At 39.4% G+C, this 14,789-nt stretch carries 15 protein-coding genes, 1 tRNA gene, 1 other RNA gene and 2 pseudogenes; 7 read left to right on the top strand and 12 right to left on the bottom strand.

Annotation, left to right across the window (positions count from 1 at the left end):
- Positions 1-220 precede the first annotated feature (220 nt).
- Complete coding sequence (locus ACFINX_RS05005; RefSeq protein ID WP_375668413.1) at positions 221-469, top strand: hypothetical protein; 249 nt, start codon at positions 221-223, stop codon at positions 467-469.
- A gap of 702 nt (positions 470-1,171) precedes the next feature.
- On the opposite strand, the pseudogene ACFINX_RS05000 reads toward ACFINX_RS05005, so the two are convergent.
- From ACFINX_RS05000 to ACFINX_RS04975, 6 genes and pseudogenes are all read right to left on the bottom strand, one after another.
- Positions 1,172-1,411, bottom strand: a pseudogene (locus ACFINX_RS05000) (DnaJ domain-containing protein); the annotation flags it as partial.
- A 228-nt stretch (positions 1,412-1,639) separates the two neighbouring features.
- The gene (locus ACFINX_RS04995) at positions 1,640-1,816 is read right to left on the bottom strand and encodes a hypothetical protein (RefSeq protein WP_375633334.1); all 177 of its coding nucleotides are present in this window, start codon (positions 1,814-1,816) and stop codon (positions 1,640-1,642) included.
- 16 nt (positions 1,817-1,832) lie between these two features.
- Positions 1,833-2,183, bottom strand: coding sequence for a hypothetical protein (locus ACFINX_RS04990; protein WP_375668412.1), 351 nt, complete (start codon positions 2,181-2,183; stop codon positions 1,833-1,835).
- Positions 2,184-2,367: 184 nt separating this feature from the next.
- Complete coding sequence (locus ACFINX_RS04985) at positions 2,368-2,901, bottom strand: hypothetical protein (RefSeq protein ID WP_375668411.1); 534 nt, start codon at positions 2,899-2,901, stop codon at positions 2,368-2,370.
- 94 nt (positions 2,902-2,995) lie between these two features.
- Positions 2,996-3,733 (bottom strand): hypothetical protein, encoded by a 738-nt coding sequence (locus ACFINX_RS04980; protein ID WP_375611651.1) that lies wholly within the window; start codon positions 3,731-3,733, stop codon positions 2,996-2,998.
- A 1,762-nt stretch (positions 3,734-5,495) separates the two neighbouring features.
- A tRNA-Thr gene (locus ACFINX_RS04975) sits at positions 5,496-5,570 on the bottom strand.
- Positions 5,571-5,746: 176 nt separating this feature from the next.
- Between ACFINX_RS04975 and ACFINX_RS04970 the strand changes: the two genes are divergently transcribed.
- From ACFINX_RS04970 to ACFINX_RS04950, 5 genes and pseudogenes are all read left to right on the top strand, one after another.
- Positions 5,747-5,899, top strand: coding sequence for a hypothetical protein (locus tag ACFINX_RS04970; protein ID WP_375607050.1), 153 nt, complete (start codon positions 5,747-5,749; stop codon positions 5,897-5,899).
- 176 nt (positions 5,900-6,075) lie between these two features.
- Positions 6,076-7,371, top strand: a complete 1,296-nt coding sequence (murA, locus tag ACFINX_RS04965) for a UDP-N-acetylglucosamine 1-carboxyvinyltransferase (RefSeq protein ID WP_375611654.1) — start codon at positions 6,076-6,078, stop codon at positions 7,369-7,371.
- A 354-nt stretch (positions 7,372-7,725) separates the two neighbouring features.
- A pseudogene (locus ACFINX_RS04960) lies at positions 7,726-8,065 on the top strand (UDP-N-acetylglucosamine 1-carboxyvinyltransferase); the annotation flags it as partial.
- A gap of 465 nt (positions 8,066-8,530) precedes the next feature.
- Entirely contained in the window at positions 8,531-8,887 is a 357-nt protein-coding gene (locus ACFINX_RS04955; protein ID WP_375668410.1) for a helix-turn-helix domain-containing protein, read from the top strand.
- Between the two features lie 278 nt (positions 8,888-9,165).
- Entirely contained in the window at positions 9,166-9,522 is a 357-nt protein-coding gene (locus ACFINX_RS04950; protein ID WP_375668409.1) for a helix-turn-helix domain-containing protein, read from the top strand.
- A 371-nt stretch (positions 9,523-9,893) separates the two neighbouring features.
- Here the strand turns inward: ACFINX_RS04950 and ACFINX_RS04945 are convergent, their stop codons facing one another.
- From ACFINX_RS04945 to ssrS, 4 genes are all read right to left on the bottom strand, one after another.
- The gene (locus tag ACFINX_RS04945) at positions 9,894-10,715 is read right to left on the bottom strand and encodes a TIGR00282 family metallophosphoesterase (RefSeq protein WP_375607046.1); all 822 of its coding nucleotides are present in this window, start codon (positions 10,713-10,715) and stop codon (positions 9,894-9,896) included.
- Between the two features lie 18 nt (positions 10,716-10,733).
- Entirely contained in the window at positions 10,734-11,339 is a 606-nt protein-coding gene (locus ACFINX_RS04940; protein ID WP_375668425.1) for a 5-formyltetrahydrofolate cyclo-ligase, read from the bottom strand.
- Between the two features lie 120 nt (positions 11,340-11,459).
- Complete coding sequence (locus ACFINX_RS04935; protein WP_375668408.1) at positions 11,460-11,633, bottom strand: hypothetical protein; 174 nt, start codon at positions 11,631-11,633, stop codon at positions 11,460-11,462.
- Between the two features lie 256 nt (positions 11,634-11,889).
- A non-coding RNA gene (gene ssrS / locus ACFINX_RS04930) (6S RNA) lies at positions 11,890-12,050 on the bottom strand.
- A 178-nt stretch (positions 12,051-12,228) separates the two neighbouring features.
- Here ssrS and ACFINX_RS04925 point away from each other — a divergent pair.
- Complete coding sequence (locus ACFINX_RS04925; RefSeq protein ID WP_375613598.1) at positions 12,229-12,381, top strand: hypothetical protein; 153 nt, start codon at positions 12,229-12,231, stop codon at positions 12,379-12,381.
- Positions 12,382-13,153: 772 nt separating this feature from the next.
- On the opposite strand, the gene ACFINX_RS04920 is transcribed toward ACFINX_RS04925, so the two are convergent.
- Complete coding sequence (locus ACFINX_RS04920; protein WP_375622768.1) at positions 13,154-13,939, bottom strand: tetratricopeptide repeat protein; 786 nt, start codon at positions 13,937-13,939, stop codon at positions 13,154-13,156.
- 157 nt (positions 13,940-14,096) lie between these two features.
- Positions 14,097-14,222, bottom strand: coding sequence for a type B 50S ribosomal protein L36 (gene ykgO / locus ACFINX_RS04915; RefSeq protein WP_004863016.1), 126 nt, complete (start codon positions 14,220-14,222; stop codon positions 14,097-14,099).
- Between the last annotated feature and the right edge of the window lie 567 nt (positions 14,223-14,789).

Raw genomic sequence — 14,789 nt, 5'->3', positions numbered from 1 at the left:
TTCATTGCTGTGACAATGGTGTACGTTATGCTTTCGTTCTTGGGGGGAGAGAGCTTTGCGGGGGCTTGGGGGATTTTCTTAGCCGATATGGAAAAGGGGGAGATACGCGGCTTTGGGAAGAGAAATGTTGGAGCGGGATGAGGAGGAAATAGTGGGGATGAAGGGGGCAGGTCGTTATCCTGTGACTTGGAGTGACACGAAAGCATGCTAGAGAACAAAAATGAGGTTTAGGGGGAAGGGAAGCAGCAGTACAGACAGGTTCCAACCTATAAAAAGGCACGTTCAAGGAGGAAAAGAGCTGGTTTTTGTGTTGGAGGAGGTGCAAGCAAAGAGCGCAAAGAGTGCAGGGAGCACAAAGAGCTTGGTCATGAATGTGAAAGCATGGTGGGAAAATGGGGAAAGAAAGGGTGCTTGGAGCGCATGCAAGGCGGCGCGGTATGCTGGAGGGGAAAACGAGAATGGGGAGTAAGGCCAAGTTGTTTAGAGATATGGTGGTGTGATTTTGGGTGCTTTTGTGGTGAGTACTGTGGGGGAGTGGCAATGATGGGCCAATTGCTTTTTCATTGCTGTGACAATGGTGTACGTTATGCTTTCGTTCTTGGGGGGAGAGAGCTTTGCGGGGGCTTGGGGGATTTTTTTTAGCCGATATGGGAAAAGGATGTAGGGGCATGAGAAAAAGTCTGTGTGGAGTCAAGTGGGCTTGTTGGGGAAAAGATTGGGGGGCAGGTTGTGGAAAAAAATAGAGGGGTGGAGGAAACGGGAGAATAAGAAAAGAACGGATAGAGACATTATAATCTTTATGTTTTTCTACACTACCTTGTTATAGAAAATCAAAAATGACCACACCTTGTGAATTCACTGTGGGGCTGATCTTAAAGCTCTTCAAAAGCACTGATCAATAGATACTTCTCCATATAACTTTGATAAATGATATTAGTATGATCCCGAAGATAAATGCACCAATATTTACCAAATATCCTTTTATACTGATGAAAATTAATAACCCTATACTTATTATTCCTAGTGGTATATTCCACGTAAAAAACGAAATTATATAACACATTATAGGTATTATTCCACAAATAATGAAAATTACATTCATGATACTACCAATTACATGCTCGGTATTATCTTGTCGTCTGTTCTCTTGCTTTCTACTAATTTCAGAAGCCTTGTCATTATCTTTAAAAGTTTTATGATAGAACTGATTGTAAGCAGCTCTCTTTTGAGGATCTTTAAGAACTTCATAGGCTTCACAAATTTTTCTGAATTTTTGTTCTGCTTCGGTACTAGAATTATGATCAGGGTGGTATTGCAGAGCTAATTTACGAAAAGCAGATTTTATCTGTTTATCGTTGCATGCGTAGCTTACACCAAGAATTCCATAATAATCGTCTTCATTTACTATCATTAAATACAGCCACTTTGTGTATTGCTCTTATTTTATAAGATCGTTTAATTGATCTCTTTTGAATGTATCGACATGTGTTATTTTTATGTTAGAAATATGGTGAACATTGTATTGAGTGGCATGGCTGTACTTGGGGCTATTGTCTCTAAATGAGAGGAGATACAGTTCAAAACGCTTAAAAATGCAGGGTGTTTTTAATATTTTAGAAATATTTTTTACAAAAATAGATTAAAAGAGAGACGATAAATCAAATGTAAAAGGGACGGCAATAATAGCCAAGGTTGTCATTATTGTAAATAAACAGGCAGGAACCTTAAATCTAAAACGCCAAAGTAAACTTATGGGAACAGACATTATCGTTGTTATTACGAGTGCTACGATAAACCATTGCAGGAATAAGTTCATTATATTAATTTCATTATTAAGACGATTTTGTTTTAGTTCTTCCTCTCAAAACACAATCGATAATAGAAAAGCCATGATAAACAGGAAATTTTCCACCTGGACAAGCGCTAACAGAAAATTGTTCAAGCTCTAACCATTTTCTTTCGCGTTCTTTTTCCAATAGCTTCTTTTTTATTTTCTGTCTTATATATTCTTTTGAAATACAATTGATCGGAGAAGTACTTCCAACAAAAAGACCATCTGTTGTACATCCACTCGTTGTATGATGCGTAAATAAAACAGCGCTTATTACGATAGCGAAGAAAATAAAGTGTTTAAACATAAGGTATTTATTGTCGTTTGTTTCTGATGAGCTTTTATAAGTCATTTCTGTTGAATAAATCAATATGTGTTATTTTGTGTTGGTAAAATACAACAAATTGTATGATAACGTTACTGTACTTTGGCACTCTGTATCTAAAGATGGCGATAGATAGTTCAAAGTGCTTGAAAATAAAAGATATCCTTTGAGAAGCACTTTTCATAAAGTTATGGAATGAATAGATCAAAGTTTATGGTAATTTTGTATATTCTATGATAACTTTGTATAAGATCTCAATTTCATGATCAAGTTTCTCAAGTTCTTTCTTGTTTTTAACTATACGCTCTTGATATGTCTCTATGTGTTTCATAAGGTTTGAGAGATGTGTATGCTTATGAGAGTGTTTTGCTTCATTCACATATCGCATTGCATCTATTTCTAATTCTATAAGGGTGCACAGAGTATTAAATACATGATGTCGTTTTTTGATTATATTCTGCCATTTTTTTATTATATTGACATGTTTTTCATAGAGCGGTTGCGATAACTGCTGCTTGTTTTCCAAAAAAAATGTTTTTTCTATCCAGAGAATTTGGTAGAATTTTTCTTCCCACCAGCGACTTCCATTAACAAGGAAAATGCGGAAGAATCTCTCTCTTTCTGTAATTTCTTTTGAAGAGAACACTTCATTCGAATGAGTATATCCCTTTGAAGAATAAAAAAGATGCGTTGTTAAAAGAGCGATAATTAAGACGCTTCTCAATAAAGACTGTTTAATTAACATTGTTTTTTATACCCTCTTTGTGCCTGATTATAGTCATTGTGAGGGGGGCTTAATGGTTCTTTAGAAGTATTTTGAAAGGCATTTTATGATCCGTTTAAAGATTTTTTAAATACTGCTTCCATTTTTCAAAAGTGCTATATCTTACGGGCGGTTTTACATTTTCTTTGGGCATCATGGCAAGGTATACCTCTCTAGCCATAACGCACATTGTTGCTGTGTTTCTAAAACGAGTGAGTTCATTGCCTATTATGAGCAGCTCTGTCTGAAGAGTTTGTTCTTTTCGACTAATGCCATTAGGGGAATCCAAAAATTTTTCTGCGTACGCAAACATTGGATCATCAAAGTTTGTTTCAAACTTTGCTTTGAGGAAAATATTTTCTATATAATCCCAATTTTTCCTGTATTTCATCCCGTTAGCTTTAAAATCCTTCAGTCTTGTTGGTAAGTCGTTAAAGGTAAGTGTGGGCATCGTTTTATCACCTTGCCATAAATCAAAAAAACGTCCACAAAAAACAAGCAATATGTGATAATGTTTAAAAATATTGAATTCTGGAGGATTACTGGGCAATGTTATTAAATGCCTCCAAAATTGACTTTTGTCATGGGGTATGTCTACAGTCCATTCCATATACGCTTTTAAATATTCTACCTCTTTTTTTGCTTTTTCTAATTTCTGAGAATATGCTAAAGGAGTGTAATTTTCATGGACATATTTTTGGTAAAGCCTATCGTATTCAGCGAGATCGCTTACTTGAGTACAACCCAATAATATGAATACAGAAAAAAACGTTATAAATATTATGACGTACGTTCTGAATAGTAATTTCATCATTGTAACTTTTAATGATTATCATGAATATTTAATTGATTTCTGTTAAATAAATCAATATGTGTTATTTTTGTGTTGAAAATATACGTAAAAACGTATTTAATAAAAATGGTTATAATGATCATAATGTGTCTAAATAAAGGTGTGGTACTGGCTAAAACCCCGCATATGTGGGGTTTTAGCTTATTGGAGGAGATATGACAGCAGAAAATATGCAGAATATATAAGGGGATCTGTAGACAAAATGGTTGTCCTAGGGTGGGGAGAGTAGGCAATATCCAAAATACTCCAAATGAAATATACTTGTTGTTGTACATTCACGCACTTGTTTTAATAAAGATATCTCGCTCTAAGCTCATTTCACAGCCATTTTATGCCGGCGTTCATAAATTTCATACTGGCGCTTGTGAATAATATCGTGAGGGGTATAACGGTCAAGCCCCGTAAATTATAAACCCCAGAGGTTATAAAACCCTGTAGATTATAAACATTGCGCACCCTATCTTACTTTATGAAAAAGTAAGTTGGTACTATTGGGGGGCCGTTGCCAAAATTGCGGCATGGGCTGTAGCTCTTGAGACGATTCATAATCTCGTTTACTGGGAGGCTTCTTACGAAGAGATATGCTTTTCTTGGAAAGTTTCTCGCCATACGGATCTTTCTGTTTGTGAACTGTAAGCGAAGAGGAGTGATTGATTTCAATAGAATAGAGGGGGAGAGAATTTTTCGCTCTTGGGGCTCTTATGCAAGACGAATAACGCTATCCGTATCAATCAAAGTATTCGTATAAAAAAGATGCGTGTTGAAAGAGGGAGGCTTAGAGCACGTGGAAAACCATAGTGTATAAAATTGGTAATGAGGGATCTTCTTTGAAAAGGCAGGCTCTCAATTTTCTGCCATATGGGATGTTTGCCATATGGGATGTTTGCCATATGGGAGCGTGGGGTGGCTTCTTGAAAGCTTCACTGTGGAGGGGTATCACTGTTTGGTTTTTGCTTTTGGTAAGGGGTGGGGAGAATGGGAAAGGCGTTGAGAGGAGGTTCTGGAAATGGCTCTGTTAGATTTGTTGTAAATGACGAATAGGATCGATGAAGCTTATTCTAATTTTTACAGGGAATACTTGTGTTGCTTGAGGTGGGTAGAGAGGCTAGAAAGATAAGATTATTCGTTTTGGGGCGGATAAAGGTATCAATGGGATGTATTTAAACAATGAGTTTATAATAATTCATTATTGAGATTTAATTTGAATTTCAATGAGAGCCCGAAATAGTGTGAGATGTTCTTATTTCAACCCTTCTTATTCAGACGCTCTTATATTGAATCAAGTAAAATCGTTTGTTTGCATATTACAAACAGGGTGAGCTTGTGGGGAAAAATATTCAAGAAATAAAATATTGAAAAAATAAAAATGCTTATATCGTCTCAAGTGCCAAGAGCTGTTGCAATAGTGAGGCTTGGTAAAGACAAGGATAGGGCAAATCTTACAGAAATGAAAGAGAGGGGAGGCAAGGAAAGGGGAGGCAAGGAAAGGGGTGGGGGGATATTCTTTGGGGGCGGTCAATTTCAAAAGCCGTTCGTAAGGCATTTTAGAGATTAAGCGTGGCATTGAGGCTCTTGATTTTGAAGCTACTGATTTTGAGGCTATTGAAGCGCATGGTTTAAAGGATGGAGGATTTGATGAAGCCGATGAAGGTTGGGGGAAAAGATTTAGGCTTATAGGGAAGACTTATAAGGGCAAGAAGAGAGAGGCAAAAGAAGAATAAAATGGTGCTGCGAGAGAGGATTGAACTCTCGACCTCTCCCTTACCAAGGGAGTGCTCTACCACTGAGCTACCGCAGCCCTTTTCAATCTTTGCGCTGTCTTGTGCCATATTGTCAGAAAATAGGCAAGAGAACATTTGTATATTCTTGCAAGAAAACGTATCTTATGTCATGACATATGTTTCTTATATGCTTAAATATTTAAGGTTATGAGTTGCTTGGATAGAAGCTCAACACTGTTTAAAAGGTTGCGCAATGACACAAATGCATCAAAAACAAAAACAAAATGAAATTAATCATCAAGATGAAAAAGCAAAACGACGTCAAGAAAGATTGGCACAACAATTGCGTCAAAACCTGAAACGTCGAAAAGAGCAAAGCCGAAAAAGAGCACAACCAGAGCTCTAAAATGCAAAAAGCTCTAAAATGCAAAAAAATGTTTTTTAGTAAATTTTTGCAACCAAACTTCTCAATAATTTGTTCTCATAGTTAGAATGCGTTCTAAAACGATTAATAAAGCATAACTTCCCGAAGGGGGATAATCCTTTGGAAGGGCAGGCACAAAGGAAAAGAGGGAAAACACGATGGATTCTATTCAAATTGTTGGGGGAAAAAAACTTCAAGGAACAATTCCTATATCTGGGGCAAAAAATGCTGCATTGCCTCTTATGATTGCGGCGCTGCTTACAGAAGAAACGCTCACTTTAGAAAATATTCCGCATCTGGCCGATGTTGAATTGCTTATTCGTATTCTCAATAATCATGGTGTTGGATATGCCGTTGATGGACAAGAGTTTAACGATGAATGTGTGAATTCAAGAACAATTCATTTTACGGCGCAAAAAATAGCCACAACACGGGCACCATATGAACTGGTGAAAAAAATGCGTGCAAGCTTTTGGGTTATCGGACCTCTGCTTGCACGATGCGCAGAGGCTTATGTTTCGCTTCCTGGAGGATGCGCTATTGGAACAAGACCTGTCGATTTTATCCTTGAGGGACTTAAAACTTTAGGCGCACAGATTACGATCGAAAATGGATATGTTCATGCAAAAGCGCTAAAGGGGTTAAAAGGTGCTCACTATCGTTTCCCTAAAGTCACTGTTGGTGGAACCCATGTGCTGCTGATGGCGGCGACAATGGCAAAGGGAACAACCACTCTTGAGAATGCAGCTTGTGAGCCAGAAGTGACAAACCTTATTCGAACTCTGAATGCTATGGGGGCTCAAATAACCGGTGAAGGAACAACAACGCTTACAATTGAAGGGGTTAAAAAACTCAACGGTGCTAGAGTACGCGTTATTGCTGATCGAATCGAAGCGGGAACATATGCAATGGCTGTTGCTATGACGGGAGGAGATGTCTTTCTTAAAAATGCAAATCCTAATCATCTCACAAAAGTGCTTAAGGTGCTCCAAAAAACAGGACTCGAGATTCAAATAGAACCTCAAGGAATTCATATTAAGCGAAATCCAAAGAACACCAAAATTATGCCCGTTGATATTAAAACAGGACCTTATCCTGCTTTTCCAACTGATCTCCAAGCGCAATTCATGGCGCTCATGACACGGGCTGAAGGAATCGCGCATATTACAGAGACGGTTTTCGAAAATCGTTTTATGCATGTTCAAGAACTCAATCGCTTAGGAGCACAGATAAAGCTTGATGGGCAGACGGCAACTGTCTATGGAACAGAGAATTTGCAAGGGGCTCCTGTCATGGCGACGGATTTGCGTGCTTCTGTTTCTCTTGTGATTGCAGCATTGGCAGCAAAGGGAGAAACAATCGTCAATCGTGTTTATCATCTTGATCGTGGATTTGAGAGATTAGAAGAAAAATTGGCTCGTTGTGGTGCAAAAATCCAACGCATCACAGTGTAAAGCTTTCAAAGATATGCTGAATGCTTTGCGCTGTGGTTGAGGGGGGGGGCGATTGCTTGGGGGCGTTTTAACACAATGTTTGCTTGTTGGGAGGGGCTGGGCTTGGGGCGCTGGGCTTGGCTGGTGCATTTTTAATGGTTTACTCTCTTGCTTGTGGAATTTTGGAGCCGTACATTCTTGATGATTTTCTCAATAGTTCTTTCAAATCTCCATCTTTCAAGGGTATGGCTTTTGTGGCTGCTGTTTTCTTTTCGGAATGGTTTTTCTTTCGTGTAAAGTTTTGCTTCTCTCACTCTTGAGGAGGCTCGTGATTATTGTCTAAGTTTCGTTCATGGCGCTCATGACGCGGGGTGCATGACACGGGCTGAAGGAATCGCGCATATTACAGAGACGGTTTTCGAAGATCGTTTTATGCATGTTCAAGAACTCAATCGCTTGAGGGCGCAAATAAAGCTTGATGGGCGAGAGGGCAACTATCTCATGGAACAGAGAATTTGCAAGGGGGGCTCCTGTCATGGCGACGGATTTGCGTGCTTGTTGTTTCTCTTGTGATTGCAGCCCTCTTACTCTTGTTACATTGGTAGCAAAGGGAGAAACAATCGTCAATCGTGTTTATCATCTTGATCGTGGATTTGAGAGATTAGAAGAAAAATCGGCTCGTTGTGGCGCAAAAATCCAACGTATCACAGTGTAAATCTGTAAGATGTCTCTCAAAAATGGCTTTGGGAGGGGGTGATATGTTGTTAGGTGTGCTTTTGGGAGGCTTGATCTCAAAAATAAAGGGTTATTAGTCCTCTCAATAAACGTGGGTTTTATTTCATGGTTTTGGAGTTTTTACGAGCGGGCATAAAAGTTTGAGAGGCGGGGGTGGAGCTCATAAAATAAAGACTGTTTTTAAATTTTATTGCTAATTTCCTGAAATTGCTTTATACCTTAAAGGGTAACTTTGGTCGTCTACGCAGCGATCAGTAGGGTCTGAAAGCCCTAAAGTTCAGTACATAAGATTAGCCTACTTTTGTAGGTATCCCGGGATTCCGGGAGTTTTTGCCATGTCCAGGTGCGATGAGCACTAAAAGCAAAAAAAGCTGACTGAACTCAGTACTTTCAGACTCCCGGAATACCAATGCGAGGGCGCTCGCAACCGGCAGGGGAGCTTGAAGTGAAAGCTAAAAATCCACACTTTAACGATATTTCGATAGGCAGAAAAATTCGCTTTAAAAGAACAATGCTGGGAATGTCGCAAAAGAAATTAGGTAGCCAGTTAGGTGTGACTTTTCAACAAATCCAAAAATATGAAAAAGGCTCTAATCGTATAGGAGCTGGGCGTTTACAAGAAATTGCCGATATTCTTAATGTTCCCATTTCTTTTTTCTATACGGATCTCTCGACAAAAGAAAATGCCTTGTATTGCTGTGATGAAGGGATCGCAAGTAAAGAAGAGCACATCCTTTTGAAAAGTTTTAGAGAGCTCAAACCTCAAAAACAGAAAGCAATTTTGTGTTTGATTGTCTCATGAGATAAAAACACTGTTTTAAATTTTATTGCTGGTCTCCAGAAATTATTTTATGAACAAGCACCAGGGTTCTCGTCGTACAGTGTGGTTGAATGGTGAAACCCAAAGCCTGAAAATCCAAGATGAAACATTGGCCTGCTTTATAAGTATCGCGAGATTCTGGGAGTTTTTGCTATGTCCAGGTGCGATGAGCACTAAAAGCAAAAAAGCTGACTGAACTCAGTGTTTTTGACTCCCGGAATACGCATAAGAGGCGCTCGCAACCGGCAGGGGAGCTTGACGTGCAAACTAAAAATCCACACTTTAACGATATTTCGATAGGCAGAAAAATTCGCTTTAAAAGAGCAATGCTGGGAATGTCGCAAAAGAAATTAGGTAGCCAGTTAGGTGTGACTTTTCAACAAATCCAAAAATATGAAAAAGGCTCTAATCGTATAGGAGCGGGGCGTTTACAGGAAATTGCTGATATTCTCAATGTTCCCATTTCTTTTTTCTACTCCGATCTCTCAACAAAAGAAAATGCCTTGTATTGCTGTGATGAAGGGATCGCAAGTAAAGAAGAGCACATTCTTTTGAAAAGTTTTAGAGAGCTCAAACCTAAAAAGCAGAAAGCAATTTTAAGATTAAATTTTCGTTAGAATCAAAAAAAGATTAAAGAGGCTCTTGCTAAATAATAAATTATTATATAAAGCTTTTTCTAGAGAAGGGGGTTAGCATTTCTCCTCCCCCCCCCCCGCAGAAATGTCCAAATAAAACCTCCTTCTCATCGTTTTAAAAATCACGAAAAATTTTATCCTTTATCCTTTATTTTTTTTAAAAGAGTGACTTATTTGTGCTAGAAAAGTTGCTGTATTAGGCAAATTGGAGGGTGGGGTGTTTTTAGTAGGGATTTGGGAAGGGCTGGAAAAGTCGTCTTGTCAAATAGAGTTCTCAAAAGAAAATCTTGGAGAGCAATCATCCAAAGGGCGCACAGTGGAGAGCGATCATCAAAGGGGCGGCTTAAAAGAAGCTACCAAAAATCCGGAACTTCAGGCTTTAAATGAGGACCAATCCGTACTGCCGAGACCTTTTCTGCTAAACCGGTGCGATCTGAAATCTCAACCGCTAAACCACAAAGGGTGGCAGGACCACACGCCGGTTCAAAACGATCTTGCTTCGTCTTATAAAGAAAACGGTGTAAGGGTTCTTCTTTATCCATTCCAAGAGAGGAGTTATAATCTCCACACATGCCTGCATCTGTTAAATAGGCGCTCCCACCTTCTAAGATCTGCGCGTCAGCCGTGGGAATATGCGTATGGGTGCCAACGATAACACTCACACGACCATCAAGAAAATGGCCAAAACATTGCTTCTCGCTTGTCGTTTCTGCGTGAAAGTCAAAAATAATCGTATCGGCTTGCTCCATCAACGAACAGGCAAGCAGAATATTTTCCGCTGTTTCAAATGGATCTTCTACTTTACACGGCATAAAAACGTTGCCCAACAGATTGGCGACAAGAACACGGGCGCCATTTTTTGCCGTAAAAACACCAGAACCTTTTCCAGGAGTTTCTTTCGAAAAATTGGCAGGGCGTAAAAAACGATCACTCTCATGGGCATACTGCAATGCTTCTTTGTGAGAAAAAGCATGATTACCTGTGGTGACAACATCAACACCGGTTATCAAAAGATCTTGATACGTTTCTTGTGTGAGACCAAAACCACCAGAGGCATTTTCACCATTTACCACAACAAAATCAAGCTGCCATTTCTCAATCAGTTGAGGAAGGTATTCAAAAACAGCTTTACAGCCTGTGCTACCAACAATGTCACCTAAAAATAAAAAACGCATAGGCGCTTTAATCACATTTTAACATTTTAAGAAACCTTTTTCTGTAAAAATTCCTTGTACCTGTAGATCATGTTCTGCTGCGGGAATAGAGGAAACCTCCTGACATGAAAACCCTATGCCCCATAATATCATTTGATGCCCTTGTTTTTCAAGAGCTTCAACAGCACGGTCATAGTATCCTCCTCCATAGCCAAGACGGTGACATTGACGATCAAATGCAGAAAGCGGAACAATAATATTATTGGGGGCAACAACGTCATTGTCTGCACCCGGACCAAAGGTGCCAAAACGCATGGGCTCTAAAATTGTGCTGGGCAAAAATGCACGGAAAATCATGGTGGTGGAATCAAGAACTGCTGGTAAGGCTAAATGCCCACCGCGTAACGCTACAGCATCCAGTAAAGGACGCGGGTCAATTTCCGATTTAATGGGCCAATAGCCTGCTAAAATGAGGCGTGAAAAATCGGTTCCCTTCTTTTCAAGGTATTCAATAAAGTGGCAACAAGCACGCTGCGAAAAGAGTGCACGCTCTTCTGTTAAAAGAGCATCACGACGCGATAAACCGCTTTTGCGTTGCTGTGTGCGAAGGGATGAAGCAGATTCATAGAGGGGATTATTTGTCATTGTCTCGTCAATTGTTTTATAAGATGCTGGTATTTTATCCATTGTTGGCGTTTTGTAAATCTCTGTATGGACAAGAGCTGTGCTCATGAAAAAAAAAGCATGAAAAAAAGTGTGTGCTCTTTAGGGGGTATTTTGGTGCGACAAGCCGCTTTTGCGTTGCTGTGTGCGAAGGGATGAAGCAGATTCATAGAGGGGATTATTTGTCATTGTCTCGTCAATTGTTTTATAAGATGCTGGTATTTTATCCATTGTTGGCGTTTTGTAAATCTCTGTATGGACAAGAGCTGTGCTCATGAAAAAAAAGCATGAAAAAAAGTGTGTGCTCTTTAGGGGGTATCTTGGTGCAACAAGCCGCTTTTGCGTTGCTTGCGTGCGAAGGGGTGAAGCAGATTCACAGAGGGGATTATTTTGTCAATGCTGTCTGTTTTATAAAATAAAGCCTATCGTAATTTTTATTTCTTGAAAAGAGAGTATCGTCATTGGTCTTATGTAAAAGGACGCTCTCAATTTTAGCTGGAAAAATTTGATGTAAAAAAGTTATATAAATAAAGGGTGATCCACAACAGCCGATGGAAAAAGCTGATCCCGGGAACCTATACAAATAGGTGGGCGCCATATGAAAAAGCCCACGGGCTTGATCAGGGACAGCTCCCTTGGAGATCATTAAGGTCTCAGGAATACGTTATTTCCTGTCGAGAAGCGCAGAACACCCTCCTTAATATAAAACAATTTCAGAGCTTCTGCTAGAGATAAAATAACCTCGCTCTCTTCTTTTTCATAAAGTATTTCAGGAGAGATTGATGATATTGTCGGTGGTTGCTCGAAATGGCTGTATGATGGATGGCTTATTCAAAGTAAAAAAGCAAAAAATATGAGTGGGGGTGGGTGATTGAGTGACGTAGAACGGTTTATTGGCAATGGCTTGATTAGCTCTTTTGCGACAATGCTTGATTTTTATGTTTCGGGGGTAATGCTTGGAGGAGTTTTGAAAGGAATATTTCTTATTTCAAGGATGTTGGTTGAATTGGTGTTGCACCTTTGAAGTTTTTGCTTTGTGAAGCCATATTTCAGGGCTGTTTTATCAACTTTGAGGGGTGGAGGAGAGCCGATACGGTATGTGCTGCTATGGTTGAAGCTCATAAATAAAAAACAGACGGTGATAGTTTATTAGAGGCGCTAAGCGATGTTTTAAGCTTTTTTCAAAAAGTATTTTTTGAGGATCGTGTTTACAATTTTTTTTTTATCCATGATGGAAGGTGTGAAAAGAAGAAACGGTGTGAAGAGGACTTAGGCGTGAAGCCCGTATGCTTGCTATGAGAAGAAATTCTGTAGGGAGTATATTGGCAGTGTTTGGAAGATGCCTGCAATACAAAAAAGGTCCAAATTCAAAAAAAGGCACTGTGAATTGTGTGGGGGGTGATGGTGTGGTTATAAGCAGGGGCAGTTTATTGAGTGGAATGTGAAACAGGTTTTTGCCGTCTTATCTAGGTTTGAAAAGATGCCGTAAAGCGTCTTGTTCTTGAATGGTTTCAAAGAGCTTGCGGTGTTTGTTCTTCTAGCAGAGCTTGCACGCGCTTTTGAATCCTGCGCATTTGTGGAGTGTAATCCAATGCTGTTTCATCAATCTTAAGAGCCAAGTTTTGAACGCTCTGTTGCTTCCATGGTAATGGCTAAGTTTCAAAAAAGGCACTGTGAATTGTGTGGGGGGATGTGTGGTTATAAGCAGGGGCAGTTTATTGAGTGGAATGTGAAGCCGGCTTGCGTCTTATATAGATTTGAAAGGATGTCGTAAAGTGTCTTGTTCTTGAATGGTTTTAAAGAGCTTGGGGTGATTGTTCGTCTAACAGAGCTTGCACGCGCTTTTGAATCCTGCGCATTTGTGGATAGTAATCCAATGCTGTTTCATAAGCTTTAAGAGCAAGTTTGGGACGCTCCGTTGCTTCCATGACAACGCCAAGTTCAAAAAAAGCACTATAATTGCGCGGCTCAAGTTCAAGAGCATGGTTGAGATCAAGCAGGGCAAGTTTGAAATCGTTCAGTTGAATGTGAATCCAAGCACGCCTTACCCAAGCTTCAGAATGAGTAGGTAAAAGTGCAAGAGCATTGTCAATATAATCAAGCGCAAGTCCATAATCGTCGCTGTTGAGTGCATTTTCAGCCCATGACATTAAAAGATCAATCGTCTCACTCCCCGATTGGGACCATAAATGTTGAAGTTGTTGACTGATCTTTTTCGCTTTAGCAACATCAGCACAATATTTCAACTCTTTGAGTAAACGTGAAATTTCTGCTTCTTTGCGTTGCTTAACTCTGTCAACATGGGAAAGCTGCTCTTTGTCAAGATCTTCAAGAATAACCGCCGAGGAATCAGAATCGGAGGGTGTTGAGGAAGGGGGAGGAGAATTGGGAATAAGATCATCTAACGGTAAAAGCGATTGTGGAGAAGGCCGATCTTCAGGAAGAGAAGGAGGATTTTGCCCATAGCTCGAGGGAACAAAACAAAAAACGCCAACAAAAAAAAGAAAAAACGCGCGCTGAAAAATACAGAAAAAACGCAGCTGAAAAAATCGAAAGGCTTTTAAAAAAATAGAAGAATCCATAAAAACAAGCCCCCAAAAGATAAATCACCAAATATTATCAAATACTAGACTTGTAATCAACGGACTTATAACCAAAAAAACGCAATAAAATTTTTTTAAGCCTACAATTAAAGTAGGCATAAAAACATTGATCCTAAAGAAATTAGTCCTAAAAGAATTAGCCCTGACGTGCTCTAAAACGTGGGTTCGTTTTATTAAGAATATAAACACGACCCTTACGACGCACCAAACGATTGTTACGGTGGCGCTCTTTTAGTGCTTTAAGCGAATTTTTAATTTTCATCATATTCACCGTTTAAATAGTTTACGTAACACAATACTATAATACAATATTAAAACACGAAAATACAATATTACAACCCCAATAGACTGCTTACTCTATGAGCATTGCATTGCGATATCGTACTTCCATGATAACATCACACGATACACTTTTTCACTGTGATCACAAAAAGAAAAGCGCACTCTTAAGGTACGCATTAACCACTTCATTAGCACAACGATAAGTGAAAATTGCAAAAAAGTAGGAGAGATTTAACAAGAAGTCTTATTCTTGTCAAGGGTATATCCCTTACAAATTCCTTAGGGTGTGTTAAGGGTTGGCCTTGAAGGTAAAAATTTTCTCGTAAAAAAAGGACACAAAAAAGCACAAAGAGTGGAAAAAAGTAAAAGCCTTGTCAGCTTTAAACAAATAAGCTCTGTTAGGGAGTGTTGCAAGAACAGGAGCGCTGTTGAGCCGTTGGATTGTTGATTTGGTGTGGTTTTTGTCGTTAAGGGCAAGGTGGCTTCTTAAAACGCAAGAGGCTTGTTTGTGGGGGCTCGTGAAGCCCTATCAGGTGCATGCGCCGGC

Origin of the sequence: Bartonella sp. AP36NXGY (assembly GCF_042195865.1) — a bacterium.
Classification (GTDB): domain Bacteria; phylum Pseudomonadota; class Alphaproteobacteria; order Rhizobiales; family Rhizobiaceae; genus Bartonella.
Note: the sequence above shows the minus strand (reverse complement) of the source record. Positions and strands in the feature narration are given on the sequence as shown.